The 17,375-nt window shown below is 61.8% G+C and carries 17 protein-coding genes and 1 pseudogene; 4 read left to right on the forward strand and 14 right to left on the reverse strand.

What is annotated here, in order from left to right; all coding sequences use genetic code 11:
• Positions 1–75 precede the first annotated feature (75 nt).
• The 8 genes and pseudogenes from AC0L17_RS31725 to AC0L17_RS31760 all read right to left on the reverse strand — a co-directional run.
• A pseudogene (locus AC0L17_RS31725) lies at positions 76–165 on the reverse strand (ribosome recycling factor); the annotation flags it as partial.
• A 122-nt stretch (positions 166–287) separates the two neighbouring features.
• Positions 288–1,010 (reverse strand): UMP kinase, encoded by a 723-nt coding sequence (gene pyrH / locus AC0L17_RS31730; RefSeq protein WP_023801221.1) that lies wholly within the window; start codon positions 1,008–1,010, stop codon positions 288–290.
• Positions 1,011–1,325: 315 nt separating this feature from the next.
• Positions 1,326–2,249: a translation elongation factor Ts gene (tsf, locus tag AC0L17_RS31735; RefSeq protein ID WP_128182993.1), complete on the reverse strand. Its 924-nt coding sequence runs from the start codon at positions 2,247–2,249 to the stop codon at positions 1,326–1,328.
• A gap of 117 nt (positions 2,250–2,366) precedes the next feature.
• The gene (gene rpsB, locus AC0L17_RS31740) at positions 2,367–3,164 is read right to left on the reverse strand and encodes a 30S ribosomal protein S2 (protein WP_027151898.1); all 798 of its coding nucleotides are present in this window, start codon (positions 3,162–3,164) and stop codon (positions 2,367–2,369) included.
• 177 nt (positions 3,165–3,341) lie between these two features.
• On the reverse strand, positions 3,342–3,953 hold the full coding sequence (locus AC0L17_RS31745; protein ID WP_287174260.1) for a LysE family translocator: 612 nt from the start codon (positions 3,951–3,953) through the stop codon (positions 3,342–3,344).
• Complete coding sequence (locus AC0L17_RS31750) at positions 3,950–4,228, reverse strand: DUF4031 domain-containing protein (RefSeq protein ID WP_027151900.1); 279 nt, start codon at positions 4,226–4,228, stop codon at positions 3,950–3,952. The genes AC0L17_RS31745 and AC0L17_RS31750 overlap by 4 nt, the downstream gene beginning before the upstream one ends.
• Positions 4,229–4,329: 101 nt before the next feature.
• Positions 4,330–5,628, reverse strand: coding sequence for a hypothetical protein (locus tag AC0L17_RS31755; RefSeq protein ID WP_473518663.1), 1,299 nt, complete (start codon positions 5,626–5,628; stop codon positions 4,330–4,332).
• Between the two features lie 99 nt (positions 5,629–5,727).
• On the reverse strand, positions 5,728–6,555 hold the full coding sequence (locus tag AC0L17_RS31760; protein WP_023801218.1) for a cell envelope integrity EipB family protein: 828 nt from the start codon (positions 6,553–6,555) through the stop codon (positions 5,728–5,730).
• 138 nt (positions 6,556–6,693) lie between these two features.
• Here AC0L17_RS31760 and AC0L17_RS31765 point away from each other — a divergent pair, with 138 nt between their 5' ends.
• The 4 genes from AC0L17_RS31765 to AC0L17_RS31780 all read left to right on the forward strand — a co-directional run bounded on the left by AC0L17_RS31765 (position 6,694) and on the right by AC0L17_RS31780 (position 9,721).
• The gene (locus AC0L17_RS31765; protein ID WP_473518664.1) at positions 6,694–7,158 is read left to right on the forward strand and encodes a RidA family protein; all 465 of its coding nucleotides are present in this window, start codon (positions 6,694–6,696) and stop codon (positions 7,156–7,158) included.
• Positions 7,159–7,165: 7 nt separating this feature from the next.
• The gene (locus AC0L17_RS31770; RefSeq protein ID WP_473518665.1) at positions 7,166–7,894 is read left to right on the forward strand and encodes a glycerophosphodiester phosphodiesterase; all 729 of its coding nucleotides are present in this window, start codon (positions 7,166–7,168) and stop codon (positions 7,892–7,894) included.
• Between the two features lie 56 nt (positions 7,895–7,950).
• Positions 7,951–9,168: a GNAT family N-acetyltransferase gene (locus tag AC0L17_RS31775; protein ID WP_473518666.1), complete on the forward strand. Its 1,218-nt coding sequence runs from the start codon at positions 7,951–7,953 to the stop codon at positions 9,166–9,168.
• Positions 9,169–9,286: 118 nt separating this feature from the next.
• Entirely contained in the window at positions 9,287–9,721 is a 435-nt protein-coding gene (locus tag AC0L17_RS31780; RefSeq protein ID WP_473518667.1) for an HIT family protein, read from the forward strand.
• 87 nt (positions 9,722–9,808) lie between these two features.
• On the opposite strand, the gene clpA is transcribed toward AC0L17_RS31780, so the two are convergent.
• From clpA to AC0L17_RS31810, 6 genes are all read right to left on the reverse strand, one after another.
• Positions 9,809–12,274 carry an ATP-dependent Clp protease ATP-binding subunit ClpA gene (clpA, locus tag AC0L17_RS31785; protein ID WP_023801213.1) on the reverse strand — a complete coding sequence of 822 codons (2,466 nt, stop codon included), beginning with the start codon at positions 12,272–12,274 and terminating at the stop codon, positions 9,809–9,811.
• Between the two features lie 6 nt (positions 12,275–12,280).
• The gene (clpS, locus tag AC0L17_RS31790) at positions 12,281–12,607 is read right to left on the reverse strand and encodes an ATP-dependent Clp protease adapter ClpS (RefSeq protein WP_023801212.1); all 327 of its coding nucleotides are present in this window, start codon (positions 12,605–12,607) and stop codon (positions 12,281–12,283) included.
• A 278-nt stretch (positions 12,608–12,885) separates the two neighbouring features.
• Entirely contained in the window at positions 12,886–14,607 is a 1,722-nt protein-coding gene (locus tag AC0L17_RS31795) for an ABC transporter permease (RefSeq protein WP_473518668.1), read from the reverse strand.
• Positions 14,607–15,632, reverse strand: coding sequence for an extracellular solute-binding protein (locus AC0L17_RS31800; RefSeq protein ID WP_473518669.1), 1,026 nt, complete (start codon positions 15,630–15,632; stop codon positions 14,607–14,609). The genes AC0L17_RS31795 and AC0L17_RS31800 overlap by 1 nt, the downstream gene beginning before the upstream one ends.
• A gap of 115 nt (positions 15,633–15,747) precedes the next feature.
• Complete coding sequence (locus AC0L17_RS31805) at positions 15,748–16,812, reverse strand: ABC transporter ATP-binding protein (protein WP_473518670.1); 1,065 nt, start codon at positions 16,810–16,812, stop codon at positions 15,748–15,750.
• Positions 16,813–16,969: 157 nt separating this feature from the next.
• Entirely contained in the window at positions 16,970–17,299 is a 330-nt protein-coding gene (locus AC0L17_RS31810) for a phasin family protein (protein WP_023801209.1), read from the reverse strand.
• Positions 17,300–17,375: the final 76 nt, after the last annotated feature.

The following is a 17,375-nucleotide window of genomic DNA, read 5'->3' on the forward strand; positions in this document are numbered from 1 at the left end:
CCCCCCCCGCCCCCCCCCCCCCCCCCCCCCCCCCCCCCCCCCCCCCCCCCCCCCCCCCCCCCCCCCCCCCCCCCCGCGGCCGGTCCGCAGCGAAGCCAGATCGTGCTTGAACGCAGCGATCGCCCCGTCCATGCGCCGTTTGAGATCATCGTATTCGCCACTCATCATCGTCTCCTCGACCCGTTAGCCGGATTCACTTCAGGGTAACCCGTATTCAAGCCTCGATCCGAGAACCGGTTCCCGTTTTTCGCCTACGGAAAACCTTCGGTTCGGCATCGAGCTCCCGATCAGTCGTCCGTGACGACCGTGCAACGTCCGCCGCCCCTCAGAATATCACCGAAACCACCCTTCTCGTGGATCGAATAGACGATTATCGGGATGTTGTTTTCGCGCGCAAGTGCAATCGCGGCCGTATCCATGATCGAAAGACCGCGTTTTATGACTTCGCCATGGCTGATGCGCTCGAAGCGGGTCGCATGCGGGTCCTTCTTGGGATCGGCGGAATAGACGCCATCGACCTGGGTGCCCTTGAACAGCGCGTCGGCGCCGATTTCCGCCGCGCGCAGCGCCGCGGCCGAATCGGTGGTGAAGAACGGATTGCCGGTGCCGCCGGCAAAGATGACGACCTTGCCCTGGTTCATGTAGGCGGTCGCCTGGCGCTGCGAAAAGCTCTCGCAAAGCTCAGGCATGGCGATTGCAGACAGCACCACCGCGTCGACCCCGATCTTGTTCAGCGAGGTGCGCAGCGCCAGCGAATTGATGACGGTGGCGAGCATGCCCATGTGGTCGCCGGTGACGCGATCTCCGCCCTTGGAGGCAACGGCGACGCCGCGAAAGATGTTGCCGCCGCCAATGACAACCCCAACCTCGATGCCAAGGGTGCGGGCCTCGGCGATGTCGGCGGCGATGCGATCGACCACCGACACGTCGATGCCGAAATGCTGCTCACCCATCAGCGCTTCGCCCGACGCTTTCAGCAAGACACGTCGGTAGAGGGGCTTCACCGTCATCTGGTCCTCATCATTATGCGTGTGACGCGCCGGGGCGGCTTCCCCGCGCAGGCGCTGCCCCGAAACATTTGGCGTTCCGATACACGAAGGGCGCTGCGATGTCACGCGGCGCCGGAACCGGCAAATGCTCTTCCAGCCATTGGCTTACACCGGCAAATGCAACCTGTGCGTGTAGATCCTTGCATGAGCAGATCCGGGCATGAGCAGATAGCCAGCCGGCCTGTCGCCGACGCCTGGCCTTCATCGATACCGCGCAAGAAATCGGCCGGGCAACCTCGCGGACACCCGGCCGTAAAGTCTTTCAGAAAGTGCGTTTTACTTCTTGACCGCCGCCGCGACTTCCGCCGCAAAATCGGTCTCGTCCTTCTCGATGCCCTCGCCGAGCGCGAAGCGCAGATAGGCAGTGATCTTGGCCGGTGCGCCGATTTCCTTCTCGGCATCCTGCAGCGCCTTCTCGACGGTGATGTCGGGATTGAGCACGAAAGCCTGCTTGAGCAGCACGACCTCTTCGTAGAACTTGCGCAGACGGCCCTCGACCATCTTCTCGATAATCGCTTCCGGCTTGCCGGACTGGCGCGCCTGGTCGGCGAAGATCGCCTTCTCGCGCTCGACCGCCGCCGGATCGAGTTCTTCCGTGGTCAGCGCCATCGGGTTGGTGGCGGCGACATGCATGGCGACCTGACGCGCAAAGGCGTTGGCGGCCTGGGCGTTGCCAGATGTCTCGATGGCGACCAGCACGCCGAGCTTGCCAAGGCCGTCGGCAACCGCGTTGTGGACGTAGGTTGCGACGGCGCCCTGCTCGACGGTGAGCTTGGCCGAACGGCGGAAGCCAAGGTTCTCGCCGATGGTGCCGACAGCGTCCTTGATGGTGTCGGCGACTGACTTGTCGGAACCGGGATACGGGGCTGCTGCGACGGCCTCGGTCTTGCCGCCATAGGCGAGCGCCACCTTGGCGACGTTGGCGACGATCTCCTGGAAGGCAGCGTTGCGGGCAACGAAGTCGGTCTCGGAGTTGACCTCGACGACCGCCGCCTCACGCACGCCGGAATCGACGCCGATGAGCCCTTCGGCCGCGGTACGGCCGGCCTTCTTGTCGGCCTTGGAGATGCCCTTCTTGCGCAGCCAGTCGACGGCCTCTTCCATGTTGCCGTTGGTCTCGTTCAACGCCATCTTGCAGTCCATCATGCCCGCGCCGGTCAAGTCGCGGAGTTCTTTGACCTGTGCAGCCGAAATGCTCATTGTCGCCTCTTTGTTTAAAATGCACCGACGCACCACCGGTCCTCGATGATGCGCCTGGCGCCAGCGCTCAGCGCGCCAAAATATGAGAAAGATGAAGGCCGAAACCGGCCTTCGCTGTTACGCTTCCGGTGTCTGGGCGGCCGGTGTCTCGGCGGCTGGCGTCGGCTCGAGTGCCGGCTCGATCGGAGCCTCGGCCAAAGCGCCGACGTCGACGCCAAGCGCGCCCTGCTGGCGAGCAATGCCGTCGATTGCAGCCTTGGCGATCAGATCACAATAGAGCTGGATGGCGCGGGCCGCGTCGTCATTGCCCGGAATCGGGAAATCGATCTTGTCCGGGTCGCAGTTGGAATCGATGATGGCGACGACCGGGATGCCGAGACGCTTGGCCTCGAGGATGGCGATCGCTTCCTTGTTGGTGTCGATCACGAACATCAGGTCTGGCGTCGAGCCCATGTCCTTGATGCCGCCCAGCGCCTTGTCGAGCTTCTCGCGCTCGCGGTCGAGGTTGAGGCGCTCCTTCTTGGTCAGCCCCTGGGCCTCGCCAGCCAGCATCTCGTCAAGCTTGCGCAGGCGCTGGATGGAGTTCGAGATCGTCTTCCAGTTGGTCATCATGCCGCCGAGCCAGCGGGAGTTGACATAGTACTGGGCCGAGCGCTGTGCGGCGTCGGCGACGATGTCGGACGCCTGGCGCTTGGTGCCGACGAACAGCACGCGGCCACCCTTGGCGACGGTGTCGGAAACCTGCTTCAGCGCCTGGTGCAGCAGCGGCACCGTCTGCGAGAGGTCGATGATGTGGATGTTGTTGCGGGCGCCATAGATATAGGGCGCCATCTTCGGGTTCCAGCGGTGGGTCTGGTGGCCGAAGTGAATGCCAGCTTCCAAAAGCTGGCGCATGCTGAAATCAGGCAGAGCCATTCTTATGTCCTTTTCCGGTTAGCCTCCACGGACACAGGCATTTCTGGACTTTGTCCTCGAACGCCACCGGAGGTTTCAGCCGGATTTCTCCCGGGCAGACACCAAAGTCCGTGTGTGGAATGAGCGCGCATATAGAGGGGATGCGCGGCAAACGCAAGCGCTGCGGTGTCTTGCGGCTCAGCGTGCGGCGATCAGCGCACCGGTGCCGATCATGGCGCCGCCGGCAAACCTGTTCATCAAGCGCATCCGCCTTGGCGTCTTGAACCAGCCCGAAGCCTGCCCGGCAAGCACCGCATAAACGCCCATAGTGATAATGTTGACGCCGATCACGACCGTAACCACGAGCAGCCCCTCAGCGAAGTTCATTGCATTGAGATCGAGGATCAACGGCATGATGGAGGCGTGGAACAGGATCGCCTTGGGATTGCCCAATGCGATGGAGATGCCGAGGTAAAACGATCGAGACAGTCTTGCCTGCGTAACCTCCAGTCCATTCGATCGCGCGGAAGCCGATCTCCACATCCTGACGCCAAGAAACATCAGATAGGCTGCACCCGCATATTTCAGGATGAGAAAAACCCATTCGAAGGTCTGTGCCAGTGCCACCAGACCGAGCAGCGCCAAGGTCACCAGCACCGCGTCGCCAGCGGCGATACCGAGGCCAGCCAGGAACGCGCGAACGAACCCGCGCGAGACGCCGTTGGCAATGACCGTGAATACCGCCGGGCCAGGCGTGGCGGCGGCAAATGTGATCGCAGCGCAGTAAGCCAGAAATGCCGTCAACGTCATGGTCGTATCTTCCCCTTCGGCACCCGGACCCGCCGGAAAACAGCAACGATCTCCTCGCGGCTGCATTCGACGGCGCCTAGCCGCACCGCACGGTCGCGCTCGAAGCCGGTTATGTCATAATGCGGCGCCGATGTCTTCGGCGGCCCCTGATAGGACGAGCGCTTGACGCCGAGCTGTGCCGCAAAACGATGCAGCTCGTCGGTGTCGTCGGCCAGCAGGTGACACCAGCGGTGGCCGACCCATTTCCAGATCGCCGCGTCGACATAGACCGCCATGAGGCTTGCCGCACTCCTTCATCTTGCGCCGACCAGCGGAGCCGCAGCTCACCCGCAGCCGAAATCCAACGTCAGCGATGCCAATGCTAGAGATGCCAATCCTAGCGATGATAGAAGGGATTCGGATAGAAAATGAAGCTGCCGGCGGCTTCGAGTTCGGCCACGGTCGTGGTGATGGTCTCCTGCATGCGCCGGTGCAGTTCGGCGAGGGCATCGTCGATAGAGCCCGGAAAGGCGTGCAATCCCAACGGCTCCGGCACCCGGATATGCGCGCAGCGCGGCCCGGCCGGTTGCGGTACGACGCAATTGACCGTGTCGCGCAGCGTGCCCTTGCAATAATCATTTCGGATACGCTTCAGATGCTCTGCGATCTCCTCTTGCGCAATGCGCGGATTGGCTGAGGCCCACGGTCCGACGCGTTGGAGACGCTGGATCGTGTCCGCCAGCGAGCGGATCTGTTTTTGTCGCTCGGCGTCGCCGGTGCCTTCCCGCAGCCAGCGGCGCGCCCGGCGCAAAAGCTCGGCGATCTCGCTGGCGCCGGGATCGACCGAAATACTCTCCCCCAGGCGCCGGCTCAATTCGCGCAGCAATTGCTTGTGCCGCGTAGCATACGAAGCCCGTTCGTCGGGCGCCATGCCGCAGGCAATCTCATCGCGCGACAGCAGCGTCGCATAGATATGGTGGACGCGCTCCGGCAGCGTATCGACGGCACGACGCTCAATCTTCAGGCTCTTCTCGACATAGGCGCATTCCTGCGCCAGCGCCGGCTCGACATTTTTGGTGAAGGCGAGCTTCCAGACAACCGGCGCGATCCAGACTTTGAAATCCTGATCCGTGACGCGACCGCGCTTGAGCGCTTCGAACCCCATCTCGACAGCCCCCGGAAGAAGCGGAGCGACGACATTGCCATGCCAGCCGACGCCGCCTTCGGGATGCAAGAGAACGCCATGCCCTTTCAGCGCCCAGGCGATCGAGTGTTCCTTGGCAGCGCCGCTGTTGCCGGGTATCTGGGCGATCAGATTGTTGGCCAGCCAGAATTTCTGCATGATCCGGCCGAGGCCGTTGACGACGCCATGCGTCGCCCAGGATGCCGCGAGCGGACTGACCCTCGAGACGATCTCCTTGTCGATCATCCAGTCGGTGAAGAATTCCGGATGGTTGGGCGTAATGAATGTTGCCTTGCCTGCGCCGCAACAGGCCTTCAGCCGCTGCCGGTCGTCGTCGGGAAAGTCGATATGGCGGACATTGGCGACACCGCGCAATCCGGCCACGCGGTTGAACGGCAACAGGTCGCGAAACCCGGGAATGCCACGCAGCATGACGACCCGGTTGACGACAGTCATGATCCTGATCAGCGCCGGATTGGGCGTCGGCGCCACGAACACATCGATTTTGCTCAACCCACCCCCCGATCGATCCCTCGGCGTAGAGGTTGAAATGCAATTGCGGCGTGTTCAAGTCATTCGCCGCCGCCTTGCGGGCGTGGCTAACCCAGGGCTCTATTTCGGCGGACAGGGTTTCGTCTGATCGAACAGCGAAAGATTGACCAGCTTGCCGGTCATCGAGAAGTCGTTGTAGTCCATGAGCAGGTCGCGCGTGATGCCGTTCTCATGCAGCTTGAAGCTGATCCGGTATTCCGGCACCTCCTCGCCTGACTTGTCGGTGCTGTCGAAATAGGCGATGTCGACTGGCCAGTATTTGTCGGTGGCGAGTTTTGCCAGTGCCGGCACTTCCGGATCGGTCTTGTCGGCATCGGCTTTCTTGCCGACGACGACGGTGGTGGTCATCACCTTGTTGGCATCTTCCGAACCGTCGAACAGGTTGGTTTCGTAGAAATTTTCGCCCTTTTCGGCCTTGTCGATCAGTTCGGCCAGATGCTGCGTCGGAAACTGTGTGGCCGGCAGTTCGACGCTGCTCTTCTCCGGCTTGTCGATGTCGACCTTGAGGCCGTTTGTCTCCTTCGTCGCGGTGCCCTTGACCTCCTTGTCGAGAGTCTGGTCGACAAAGGATTTTGTCACGAACGAGAAGGTCTTGCCTTCGGCGTCCTCGAAAGTGGTCGTCTGCTGGTCGGTCAGCCTTGTATTCTCGTTGGTGACGATCTGGGTGACGAAACGGAACTTCACCGTATAGCCTTCGCAAGGCGAGCCGTTGAACTCATAGACCATGCGGCCGGAAATGCCGGTGATGCCGGAGCGGTCGGAGGCCTTGTCCAGGGTCAGATCGTAAACCGCGCGATGCGCCTGCAGCGCCGGTACGGCAAAAGCCGGCGCCATCGAGAACACCGCTGGCAGCAGGACAGCGTGGAATGCGAGGCGTGTTGCGCGCATGAGGGGCTCCGATCATCGCGCCTGATGGCAGGCCGCAGGGAAAGAGGGTCCAGCTTAAAAAAAGTCGTGGCGGAAGCGAGGCAAAAATTGCAATTTCGGCCCGGCCTGCGCAGCGTCATCAAGCAATAGGGAAATACCATGAGTGAAACAATCGAAAAGCGGCTAAGCGATCTCGGCGTGACGCTTCCGGTCGCTGCCGCGCCCGCCGCCAACTACGTGCCCTATTGCAGATCAGGCAATCTGCTGTTCATCGCCGGACAACTGCCGCTCAGCGAGGGCAAGCTGCAGGCGAGTGGCCTGCTCGGCCGTGATGTCGACATCGCAATCGGCCAGGAAGCGGCAAAATACTGCGCGATCAACATATTGGCGCAGGCCAAGGCAGCACTTCGCGATCTCGAGAAAATCCGCCGCGTGGTGAAGATCACCGTCTTCGTCGCCTCGGCGCCGGATTTTTTCGAGCAGCACCTGGTTGCCAACGGCGCCTCGGATCTACTGGTTGCAGTGCTCGGCGATCCCGGCAGGCATGCTCGCGCCGCCGTCGGTGCCGCCTCCCTGCCGCTTAATGCCGCAGTGGAAATCGAAGCCATCTTCGAAGTCGAATGAGCCCGGCATGACCAACCTTTCCTGGCTGACCGCCCGACCCATTGCCCATCGCGGCCTCCACGACATGAACAAGACGCGCTGGGAGAACACGCTTTCCGCCTTTGCCGCTGCGGCTGAACGCGGCTATGCGATCGAATGCGATGTGCATCTGTCGTCAGACCGCATCCCGGTGATCATCCACGATAGCGATCTGAAGCGGCTGACCGGCCAGGACGGTTTCGTCTGGCAGCGCACGGCAGCAGAAATGACGGCCCTCAAGATCGGCGGCACATCAGATCGTCTGCCGACGCTGCAGCAGGCCCTCGACCTGGTCGATGGTCGCGTGCCGGTGGTCGTCGAGTTGAAAGGGGTTCCCGGCCGTGACGAAGGCTTGGTGGAAAGCGTCGGCAAGATGCTCAAGAACTACAGGGGCAAGGCGGCGATCATGTCGTTCGACCACTGGCTGATCCGCGACTTCCCAAAACACGCGCCCGGCATTCCGGGCGGGCTGACCGCTTATGGCAACGAAGTCAAGCTGATCGAGGCGCATTTCGCCATGCTGGCGCACGATATCGCCTTCGCCTCCTACGCCGCCGGCGACCTGCCGAACCAGTTTGTCAGTTTCGTGCGCGAAAGGCTCAAAATGCCGGTCATCACCTGGACCGTGCTCGACCAACCGGCGGTCGACCTGACCTTCAGATATGCCGACCAGATGACGTTCGAAGGATTTGAGCCGGATCTTGTGCAGGTCGCCTGAACCGAGCTTGCATGAACTGAGCTTGCATGGACCGGCACGGAGCTTAAATAGGCCTCATGGATCAAGGCGATGAAGGCGACGGGCAAACGGCGAATGGAGCGTATGCGATCCGGGTTGCCTCCGGCATCGGAGCCTTCACCTGCGCCGAATGGGATGGCCTCGGCGGGACCTCACGCGGCGATACAGAAAACGGATACAACCCACTCGTTTCATTCGCTTTTCTGAGCTCGCTTGAGGATTCCGGCTGCGCCGTGCGGCGCACCGGCTGGCAGGGCCATCATCTCAGGCTCGAGACTGCGCAGGGAAAGCTGCTCGGTGCCATTCCCTGCTACCTGAAATCGCACAGCCAGGGCGAATATGTATTCGATCACGGCTGGTCGGACGCGTTCGAGCGCGCCGGCGGGCGTTATTATCCAAAACTGCAATGCGCCGTGCCGTTCACGCCGGTCACCGGCCCTCGCCTGCTGGTCAACAAGGACGAGGACAGTCGCGCCGTGAAGGCCGGCCTGGCAGCCGGCCTGAAGGCGGTGACGGAAAAACTCGGCGTTTCCTCCGCGCATGTGACTTTCGCGCAGCTGAGGGATGTCGAAGCGCTGGAAGCGGCGGGTTTTTTGCACCGCACCGACCAGCAGTTCCACTTCTTCAATGAGGGCTATTCGACCTACGACGATTTTCTCGCCACGCTGGCATCGCGCAAGCGCAAGGCGATGAGGAAGGAGCGGCGCGAGGCGCTCGCTCACGGCATCTCGATCGACTGGCTGACCGGCAAGGACCTGACCGAAAGGGTCTGGGACGACTTCTTTGCCTTCTACATGGATACCGGGAGCAGGAAATGGGGGCGGCCCTATCTCAGCCGCGCGTTTTTCTCGATGATCGGCGAGCGCATGGCCGACGACATCCTGCTGGTGATGGCCAAGCGCAATGGACACTACATTGCCGGTGCCATCAATTTCATCGGTTCCGATGCGCTCTACGGGCGCAACTGGGGCTGCATCGAAGACCACCCCTTCCTGCATTTCGAGGTCTGCTATCACCAGGCGATCGACTTCGCCATCGACCGTAAGCTGAAGGTGGTCGAAGCCGGCGCGCAAGGCGAGCACAAGCTGGCGCGCGGCTACAGGCCGGTGACGACGCATTCGGCGCATTACATCGCCCATCCCGGCTTGCGTAATGCGGTCGCCGACTATCTCGGGCGCGAGCGCCGCGAAGTGGAGCGGATGGCCGGCTATCTCGAAGAGCACACCCCGTTCCGCAAGGATCCGGCGGACGATTAGAGCGACATGCGTCCAATTGGACGCACAAAGCACGCTCGAAAGCATCGTACTTTCCGAAGATCGATTCCGATTGTCGGGTCGATGCGGTAGGAGCAAGGCACAATCCGGAGCGCACGCCATGGCCGAAAAAACCACCTACGACAGCAACAATATCTTCGCGAAAATCCTGCGCGGTGAAATCCCGTCGCATCGCGTCTATGAAGATGACGCGGTCGTCGCCTTCATGGATGTGATGCCGCAAGGGCCGGGTCATACGCTGGTTGTGCCGAAGGCGCCGTCGCGCAACCTGCTTGACGCGGATCCGGCAACATTCGGCTCACTCTTCGCCATCGTGCAAAAGGTGGCGGTGGCGGTGAAGAAGGCCTTCGGCGCCGATGGCGTCACCATCCTGCAGTTCAACGAGCCCGCTTCGGGCCAGACCGTCTACCACCTCCATATCCACGTCATTCCACGCTTCGAGGGCATCCCTTTGAAGCCGCATAGTGGGCAGATGGAGAAGCCGGAAGTGTTGGCTGAGAATGCCGGCAAGATACGGACGGCGCTGACAAACTGATGCCGGGCTTCGCGCGTTCAGCCACCCACCAGCTCTTCATCCAGCGAAAAAAGCCCCGTTTCCGGGGCTTTTTTAGCTTTCAGGCCATCATCCCTTGCGAGGCAGTTGCGGCACCAGGCTGCGCTTGCTGCCATCCTTGCCCTTGGGCTCCGCCTTCTGCGCGACCGCCTTTTTCGCGGCCGGCTTCTTGCCGGCAGCTTTCCTGGGCTTCGGCGTGTCGTCCGGTTCTTCCTTCTTCGGCTTGACCGGCGCCTCGTCGGCGAGTGACTCGAGCTTCAGCCCGGTTTCGCCGGTCTCCTTCTTGTCGACGGTGACACGCACCGTGCCGCCCTTCTTGAGCTTGCCGAACAGCACCTCGTCGGCCAGCGGCTTCTTGATGTGCTCCTGGATGACGCGGCCGAGCGGCCGTGCTCCCATGCGCTCGTCATAGCCCTTCTCGGCCAGCCAGGCGATCGCCTCCTGCGACAGGTCGAAGGTGACGCCACGCTCGGAGAGCTGGGCCTCGAGCTGCATGACGAACTTCTGCACCACCTGGTGGATGACCGGCACCGGCAGCGAGCCGAACGGGATGATCGCATCGAGACGGTTGCGGAACTCCGGCGTGAACAGCCGGTTGATCGCCTCGACATCGTCGCCTTCGCGCTTGGTCGAGCCGAAACCGATAGCCGCGCGCTGCGCATCCGAGGCGCCCGCATTGGTGGTCATGATCAGGATGACATTGCGGAAGTCGATCTGCTTGCCGTTGTGGTCGGTCAGCTTGCCATGGTCCATGACCTGCAACAGGATGTTGAACAGATCCGGATGCGCCTTCTCGACCTCGTCCAGCAACAGCACGCAATGCGGATGCTGGTCGACGCCGTCGGTCAACAGGCCGCCCTGGTCGAAGCCGACATAGCCGGGAGGCGCACCGATCAGCCGTGAGACGGTGTGGCGTTCCATATATTCGGACATGTCGAAGCGGATCAGCTCGACACCGAGCGAGGCCGCGAGCTGCTTTGCCACTTCGGTCTTGCCGACGCCGGTCGGCCCCGAGAACAGGTAGGAGCCAATCGGCTTCTCCGGTTCGCGCAGGCCGGCCCGCGCCAGCTTGATCGCCGAGGTCAAAGCCGTGATCGCGGTGTCCTGACCGTAGACGACGCGCTTCAGCTCGATGTCGAGACCGGCCAGCACCTTCTCGTCGTCGGCGGAAACCGTCTTCGGCGGAATGCGGGCGATGGTGGCGATCGTCGCTTCGATCTCCTTGATGCCGATGGTCTTCTTGCGCTTGGCCTCCGGCACCAGCATTTGCGAGGCGCCGGTCTCGTCGATCACGTCGATCGCCTTGTCCGGCAGCTTGCGGTCGTTGATGTAGCGCGCCGACAGTTCGACCGAAGCCTTGATCGCCTCAGCCGTGTAGCGAACCTTGTGGAACTCCTCGAAATACGGCTTGAGACCCTTCATGATCTCGATGGCATCCTCGATGGTCGGTTCGTTGACGTCGATCTTCTGGAAGCGCCGCACCAAGGCGCGGTCCTTCTCGAAGAACTGGCGGAACTCCTTGTAGGTGGTCGAGCCGATGCAGCGGATCGTTCCCGACGACAGCGCCGGCTTCAACAGGTTCGACGCATCCATGGCGCCGCCAGACGTCGCCCCTGCCCCGATCACGGTGTGGATCTCGTCGATGAACAGAACCGCGCCCGGATAATCCTCGAGCTCCTTGACGACCTGCTTCAGCCGCTCCTCGAAATCACCGCGATAGCGAGTGCCGGCCAGCAATGTCCCCATGTCGAGCGCGAAGATGGTGGCGTTGTGCAGCACTTCCGGCACGTCGCCCTCGACGATGCGCTTGGCGAGGCCCTCGGCGATCGCCGTCTTGCCGACGCCGGGGTCGCCGACGTAGAGCGGATTGTTCTTGGAACGGCGGCACAGCACCTGGATGGTGCGGTTGATCTCAGACTCGCGGCCGATCAGCGGATCGATCTTGCCGGCCTTGGCCTTGTTGTTCAGATTGACGCAATAGGCGGTCAGCGCGTCCTGCTGCTGCTTTTTCTTGCCGCTGTCCTCTTGCGGCTCGGCGCCGCTCTGGCCCTGCTCGTCATCGGCGCCGCGCGGCGACCGCGTCTCGGATGCGCCGGGCCGCTTGGCGATGCCATGCGAGATGTAATTGACCGCGTCGTAGCGGGTCATCTGCTGCTCTTGCAGGAAATAGGCGGCATGGCTCTCGCGCTCGGCGAATATGGCAACGAGCACGTTGGCGCCGGAGACTTCCTCGCGGCCGGACGACTGCACATGGATCACCGCGCGCTGGATGACGCGCTGGAAACCGGCCGTCGGCTTGGAATCCTCGTCATAGCCGGTAACCAGATTGTCGAGCTCAGTATCGATGTAGGTGAGAACCGTATGCTTCAACTCGTCGAGATCGACGTTGCAGGCGCGCATGACCGCGGCCGCCTCGGTATCGTCGATGAGCGCGAGCAGCAAATGTTCAAGGGTTGCGTATTCGTGGTGCCGCTCATTGGCGAGCGTCAGCGCCTGGTGAAGCGCCTTTTCCAGGCCTTGGGAGAAAGCCGGCATGTTACCTCACTTCTTCTCCATCACGCATTGCAGCGGATGCTGATTCTGTCGGGCGAAATCCATGACCTGAGACACTTTGGTCTCGGCCACCTCGAATGTATAGACCCCGCACTCGCCCACTCCATGATTGTGAACATGAAGCATGATGCGTGTGGCGGCTTCACGGTCCTTCTGGAAAAAACGCTCCAGCACGTGAACCACGAATTCCATGGGCGTGTAGTCGTCGTTGAGAATGAGGACCCGATATAAGCTAGGCTTCTTGGTCTTGGTTTTAGTGCGCGTGATGACGGCCGTGCCGCGACCGGTCTCGTTGCCGTCGCTGCCGTTTTGCATCCGCACCACATCTGTTGTGGCAGTCAAACCTGTCGTCACGTAACCCTGCCTTTTCGAATCCCCATGCGCGTTCGACATGTAGGTGTTCGATGAATGATTTTAAGCCCTTCTGTTTAGCTGACAATATGGCTAGGTGGCCAAACTTGACCGATTTTTCGAAATCGTGAAGGCAGCAGAGCCCCTGATTTCAAAATCGAGGGCATCGGCACGATCCGACAGGCGTGGAGCGGATGCGTCAGCCAACAGACGCGCTTTAATGCATGTCGCGCAGGACACACTCAGGATTTCCATCGTCCAACACGAGCGAGAACAGCGACAGGCAAGGCGCCGACGAGGACTATGGCAAGTGCCGCGATCGAGGCTTCCTCGTAGGTCCCGCGCGCCGCCTCGCCGTAGAGATGCGTCGCCAGGGTCTCGAAATTAAGCGGCCTCAACAGAAGCGTCGCCGGCAACTCCTTCATGCAATCGACAAACACGAGCAAGCCCGCAGCGACGAGCGACGGTTTCGAAAGCGGCAGAAGAATATGCCGGAATGTGCCAGTCACATTCTGGCCGAGGCTGCGCGCGGCGTGATCGAACGAGCGCGGAATGCGGCTGAAGCCCGCCTCGACCGAACCGACCGCAATCGCCAGGAAGCGTGCGACATAGGCGTAGCCGAGCGCTGCTCCGGACCCGATCAGCAGCAGGCCGGTTGGCGCGCCCAGCCATGCGAGCGCGGTTCGGTCGACCATCTGATCGAGGGCCGCGACGGGCAACAATATTCCGATGGCCACCACGGTGCCAGGCATCGCATAGCCGACCGTGGAAATCCGCTGCAAAGCCGCCGTGACGCGGCCGGGAAGCGAGCGCGCCGTATAGGCGATGATCACGCCGAAGAGCAGGATTGCGAGCGTGGCCATGGCCGACAGGGTGACGGTGTTGAGCGTTTCCGACAAAAGCCGGGGCGACAGCCCTGCGAAACGGACGCGCTTCCACGCCTCGACGACAAGATAGCTCGCCGGGGCGATGAACCCGATGAACACCGGCAGAAGGCCGAGCGCAAAAACCACCAGACCCGAAACGGTTCCGAGACGATGCGGTGTGAAACTCCGCGCCTTTTGTGCGCTCGACCAATAACGCTGACGACGGCGCGCCCAACGCTCTGTTGTGACGAGCGCGACCACCAATGACAGCATGGCGAGCGCAATCTGCGCCGCGCCCGGCAGGTCGGACCGCGTCACCCATGTCGTGTAGACCGAGACCGTCAGTGTCTTCACGCCCAGGAACTCCGAGGCACCGATGTCGTTCAGCGCCTCCATCAGCGCGAGGCTGACGCCGACGGCGATCGCCGGACGTGCCAGCGGCAGCGCAACGCGCCAGAAGACGCCGCCTTTGCCACTTCCAAGCGTGCGCGACACCTCGACCAGATTGGCCGCCTGGGTGAGAAACATCGCCCGCGTCGTCAGGTACACATAGGGGTAGAGCACGAAGCCGAGCAGCACGATGCAGCCGCCCATTGACCGGATGTCGGGAAGGCGGAATTCGTGTGGGCTGGTGAAGCCAAGTGCCACTCTGAGCGCACCCTGGACCAAGCCGATCGGATGGAGAAGATCGAGATAGACGTAGGCGATTATGTAGGTCGGCACCGCGAGCGGGAGGAGCAGCGCCCATTCGAGAAACCTGCGGCCGGGAAAGTCATAGGCGGTGACAAGCCAGGCCGTCGAGGTGCCAAGAAGCGTGACGAGGACACCGACGCCGATGAGTAGCGCCGTGGTCTGCTGGAAGGCCTGTGGCAGCACATAGGCGAGGAGATGCGGCCAGAGCCCGCTCGATCCCCGCAGCGCCTGCCAGATAAGGGCGAGAACCGGAGTCGCCACCAGCACAGCGACAAGCACGGTCGCCATGAACCACAGTCGCCCGGACCAGTACCGGGCGACCTTCACAGTGGGGGCTCTTCGCAGGCCGACATCCGATATCGGGAGATCACCGGGCGCAGCACTGCCCACGCCCGGATCGCCCATCAGTTGTCGAAGCCGACCTTCTCGGCCAGTTCGCTTGCCTGCTTGCGATGCTTGACGATTTCCGTCATCGGCACTGGATCGACTTTCAACGCACCGAACGAGGCGATGATCGGGTCGATCGGAGCGCCGGCCTTGACCGGGTATTCGAAATTTGCCTTGGCATAGAGTGTCTGGGCGTCGTCGGAGACCAGATATTCCAGCAGCTTGACCGCCTCACCCTTGTTCGGCGCATGCTTTGCGACGGCCGCGCCGCTGACGTTGACCTGCGTGCCGCCATCCTTGAACGTTGGCAGGACGACCTTGATCGCGTCGCCCCAGGCGACCTGCTCCTCACCGCCCTTGCCGGAGCGCATCAGTCCGACGTAGTAGGAATTGGCGATGCCTATCTGGCAAATGCCGCCGAGGATGTCCTTGGCCACATCGCGGTCGCCGCCGCCCGCCTTACGGGCGAGATTCCCCTTGACGGCGGCAAGCCATGCTTCCGTCGCCTCGGCGCCGTTATGTGCGATGTAATCGGCGAAAAGAGCGGTGTTGTAGGGATGCTGGCCGGACCGGATGCAGACCTTGCCCTTCCATTTTGGATCGGACAGGTCCTCGTAGTTGAACGCGGCAAGATCGAGATCCTTGGCCGCGTAGAGTACGCGGGCCCGCATCGACAGAGCAAACCAGTTGTTGGCCGGGTCACGCAGGTTCTCCGGGACCGCGGCTTTCAGAACATCTGATGCGACCGGCTGCGTCAGGCCTTTTTCGGCCAGGTCAGCGAGGTTGCCGACATCGACCGTCATGAGAATATCGGCAGGTGAGCTTTCCCCTTCCGAGGCCACACGCTCCGCCAGACCATCTTTCATGAAGACTGTATTGACCTTGACGCCGCTCGAGGCGGTGAAGGCGTCAAGCAGCGGCTGGATCAGCCCAGGCTCACGCGTGGTGTAGATGTTCAATTCGGCCGCCATGGCGCTGGCCCCGCCAGCGAGGGCGAAGACGCCACCCACCAGGGCGAGTCGCAATGTGGAAAGGCTCTTCATGAAGCGGTCCTCCATTAATTGATTGGTGCGGCCGGCATTGGTTGACAGCCCAGGAATTGCTCGATCATATGTGACTAATTTAGTCAAGTTACTTTGCGACCAAAGCGCTTGCGACTTATGCCGCAGCGAATATCAGGACGCCGCCTGGATCTACGGTCAGGTGGATCGGCTCACCCGGCTTTACATCGATCCGGCCGGTGGTGCGCAAGCGCAAGAGGTCAGCAACGCCCTCGATCCTGACCAGCAATTGTTCGATCTCACCCAGAAAAGAGCGGTTGACGACAAGCGCCGGCAGACCTTCGTCGGGACCTGAAAGGCAGACAGCCTGCGGGCGGATGCAGGCAAACGCCTTGCCGCCTTCCGGAAGATCGAGCCGGGCTGGAAAGCTGCCCAGCACCGTTTCGACCCGGCCATCGCGGTAGATGCCCTCTACCCTGTTGCACGGGCACAGAAATTCGGCGGCGTAGAGTGAGTTGGGATGATCATAGATATCGTAGCCCGTCCCGACCTGCACAACCCGCCCCTCCTGCATCAGCACAACCCGGTCACCGACGGAAAGGGCCTCCTCCGGGTCGTGCGTGACGAGGATCGCCGTCGTCCCCAAGGCTCTCAACGTCGAAATGGTCTCCTCGCGCACCCGCTCCCGCAGGCCACGATCAAGGTTCGAGAAAGGCTCGTCCATCAGCAGGATGACGGGTTTTGGGGCAAGCGCCCGCGCCAGTGCGACTCGCTGCTGCTCGCCACCTGAAAGCGTGTGTGGGTAACGGCCGGAAAGCGCCTGGATGCCGATTCGGGCGATCACCTCGGCCGCACGGGCGCTCGCCTCGCGCCGCGACAGCCGCTTGAGGCCGAAGGCCACGTTCTCCTCGACGGTCAGGTGCGGGAACAGGGCATAATCCTGGAACATGAATCCGATGTTGCGGTCTTCGGGCTCGACAAAGCTGTTCGCGCCCGCGATCTCAATGCCATTGAGCAGAATTCTTCCGCTGTCCGCAGTATCGACGCCTGCAATGATCCGCAAAAGCGAGGATTTGCCGCAACCGGACTGGCCGACCAGGCAGACGATCTCTCCAGGCGCAATCGAAAGCGAAACGTCATCCAGCGCCTGGGTGTCGCCGAAGCATCGGCTGATGTGTTCCAGCGTTAGCGGAGCGCCGGCATCATTTATCGTCCCATGCATCATTCGCCCTTAAGTTAAACCGACAAGCTGGCTCATTGCTGTTTAGATCAGCGTCGATCGGCTGGAAACTTGATTGCCATGAAAAAAACCCGGCCGCACGTTGGCGACCGGGTCCGTCTTGCTGGCCCAAGGGCCGTGTTCACATCTTGTAGCGAGATTATTTCGCCTTTGCGACGATCGATTCGAATGGCTTGTAGGCTTCCTTGGCGAGTTCGGCATAGAGGTCACCGATCTTGGTGGCTTCGGTGACGAAGGCTTCGTACGACTGCCTGGCAAAATCGGACTGGATCTCGATCGCCTTCTCCAGCGACTTGGCCGACAAAAGTTTCTCGGCTGCTGCGCTGCCCGCCTCGAAGCTTTTCTTGGTGTACTCGCCCGCCTCGGTGGCGATGGCCTGCGCACCCTTGGAAAGGGATGCGAAGCTCTTCAAGCCGCTATCCGCAAATTCCTTGCCGTATTTGCTGAAATCTTCATAGGTCTGGGTCATTCACGCAATCCCTTGCCAGTTGTCCTTGAGCGGTGGACGCGGCCTTGTCCCGGGCCGCGTTGTGCAATGCAAGCAA

It is taken from the genome of Mesorhizobium sp. WSM4829 (genome assembly GCF_055811475.1).

Coding starts and splice junctions, on each gene's coding strand:
- rpsB (WP_027151898.1), bottom strand. CDS start 3,164: ATGGCTCTGCCTGATTTCAGCATGCGCCAGCTTTTGGAAGCTGGCATT.
- AC0L17_RS31765 (WP_473518664.1), top strand. CDS start 6,694: ATGAGTGAAACAATCGAAAAGCGGCTAAGCGATCTCGGCGTGACGCTT.
- tsf (WP_128182993.1), bottom strand. CDS start 2,249: ATGAGCATTTCGGCTGCACAGGTCAAAGAACTCCGCGACTTGACCGGC.
- AC0L17_RS31775 (WP_473518666.1), top strand. CDS start 7,951: ATGGATCAAGGCGATGAAGGCGACGGGCAAACGGCGAATGGAGCGTAT.
- AC0L17_RS31795 (WP_473518668.1), bottom strand. CDS start 14,607: ATGGGCGATCCGGGCGTGGGCAGTGCTGCGCCCGGTGATCTCCCGATA.
- AC0L17_RS31805 (WP_473518670.1), bottom strand. CDS start 16,812: ATGCATGGGACGATAAATGATGCCGGCGCTCCGCTAACGCTGGAACAC.
- AC0L17_RS31770 (WP_473518665.1), top strand. CDS start 7,166: ATGACCAACCTTTCCTGGCTGACCGCCCGACCCATTGCCCATCGCGGC.
- AC0L17_RS31800 (WP_473518669.1), bottom strand. CDS start 15,632: ATGAAGAGCCTTTCCACATTGCGACTCGCCCTGGTGGGTGGCGTCTTC.
- pyrH (WP_023801221.1), bottom strand. CDS start 1,010: ATGACGGTGAAGCCCCTCTACCGACGTGTCTTGCTGAAAGCGTCGGGC.
- AC0L17_RS31780 (WP_473518667.1), top strand. CDS start 9,287: ATGGCCGAAAAAACCACCTACGACAGCAACAATATCTTCGCGAAAATC.
- AC0L17_RS31750 (WP_027151900.1), bottom strand. CDS start 4,228: ATGGCGGTCTATGTCGACGCGGCGATCTGGAAATGGGTCGGCCACCGC.
- clpS (WP_023801212.1), bottom strand. CDS start 12,607: ATGCAAAACGGCAGCGACGGCAACGAGACCGGTCGCGGCACGGCCGTC.
- AC0L17_RS31810 (WP_023801209.1), bottom strand. CDS start 17,299: ATGACCCAGACCTATGAAGATTTCAGCAAATACGGCAAGGAATTTGCG.
- AC0L17_RS31760 (WP_023801218.1), bottom strand. CDS start 6,555: ATGCGCGCAACACGCCTCGCATTCCACGCTGTCCTGCTGCCAGCGGTG.
- AC0L17_RS31745 (WP_287174260.1), bottom strand. CDS start 3,953: ATGACGTTGACGGCATTTCTGGCTTACTGCGCTGCGATCACATTTGCC.
- clpA (WP_023801213.1), bottom strand. CDS start 12,274: ATGCCGGCTTTCTCCCAAGGCCTGGAAAAGGCGCTTCACCAGGCGCTG.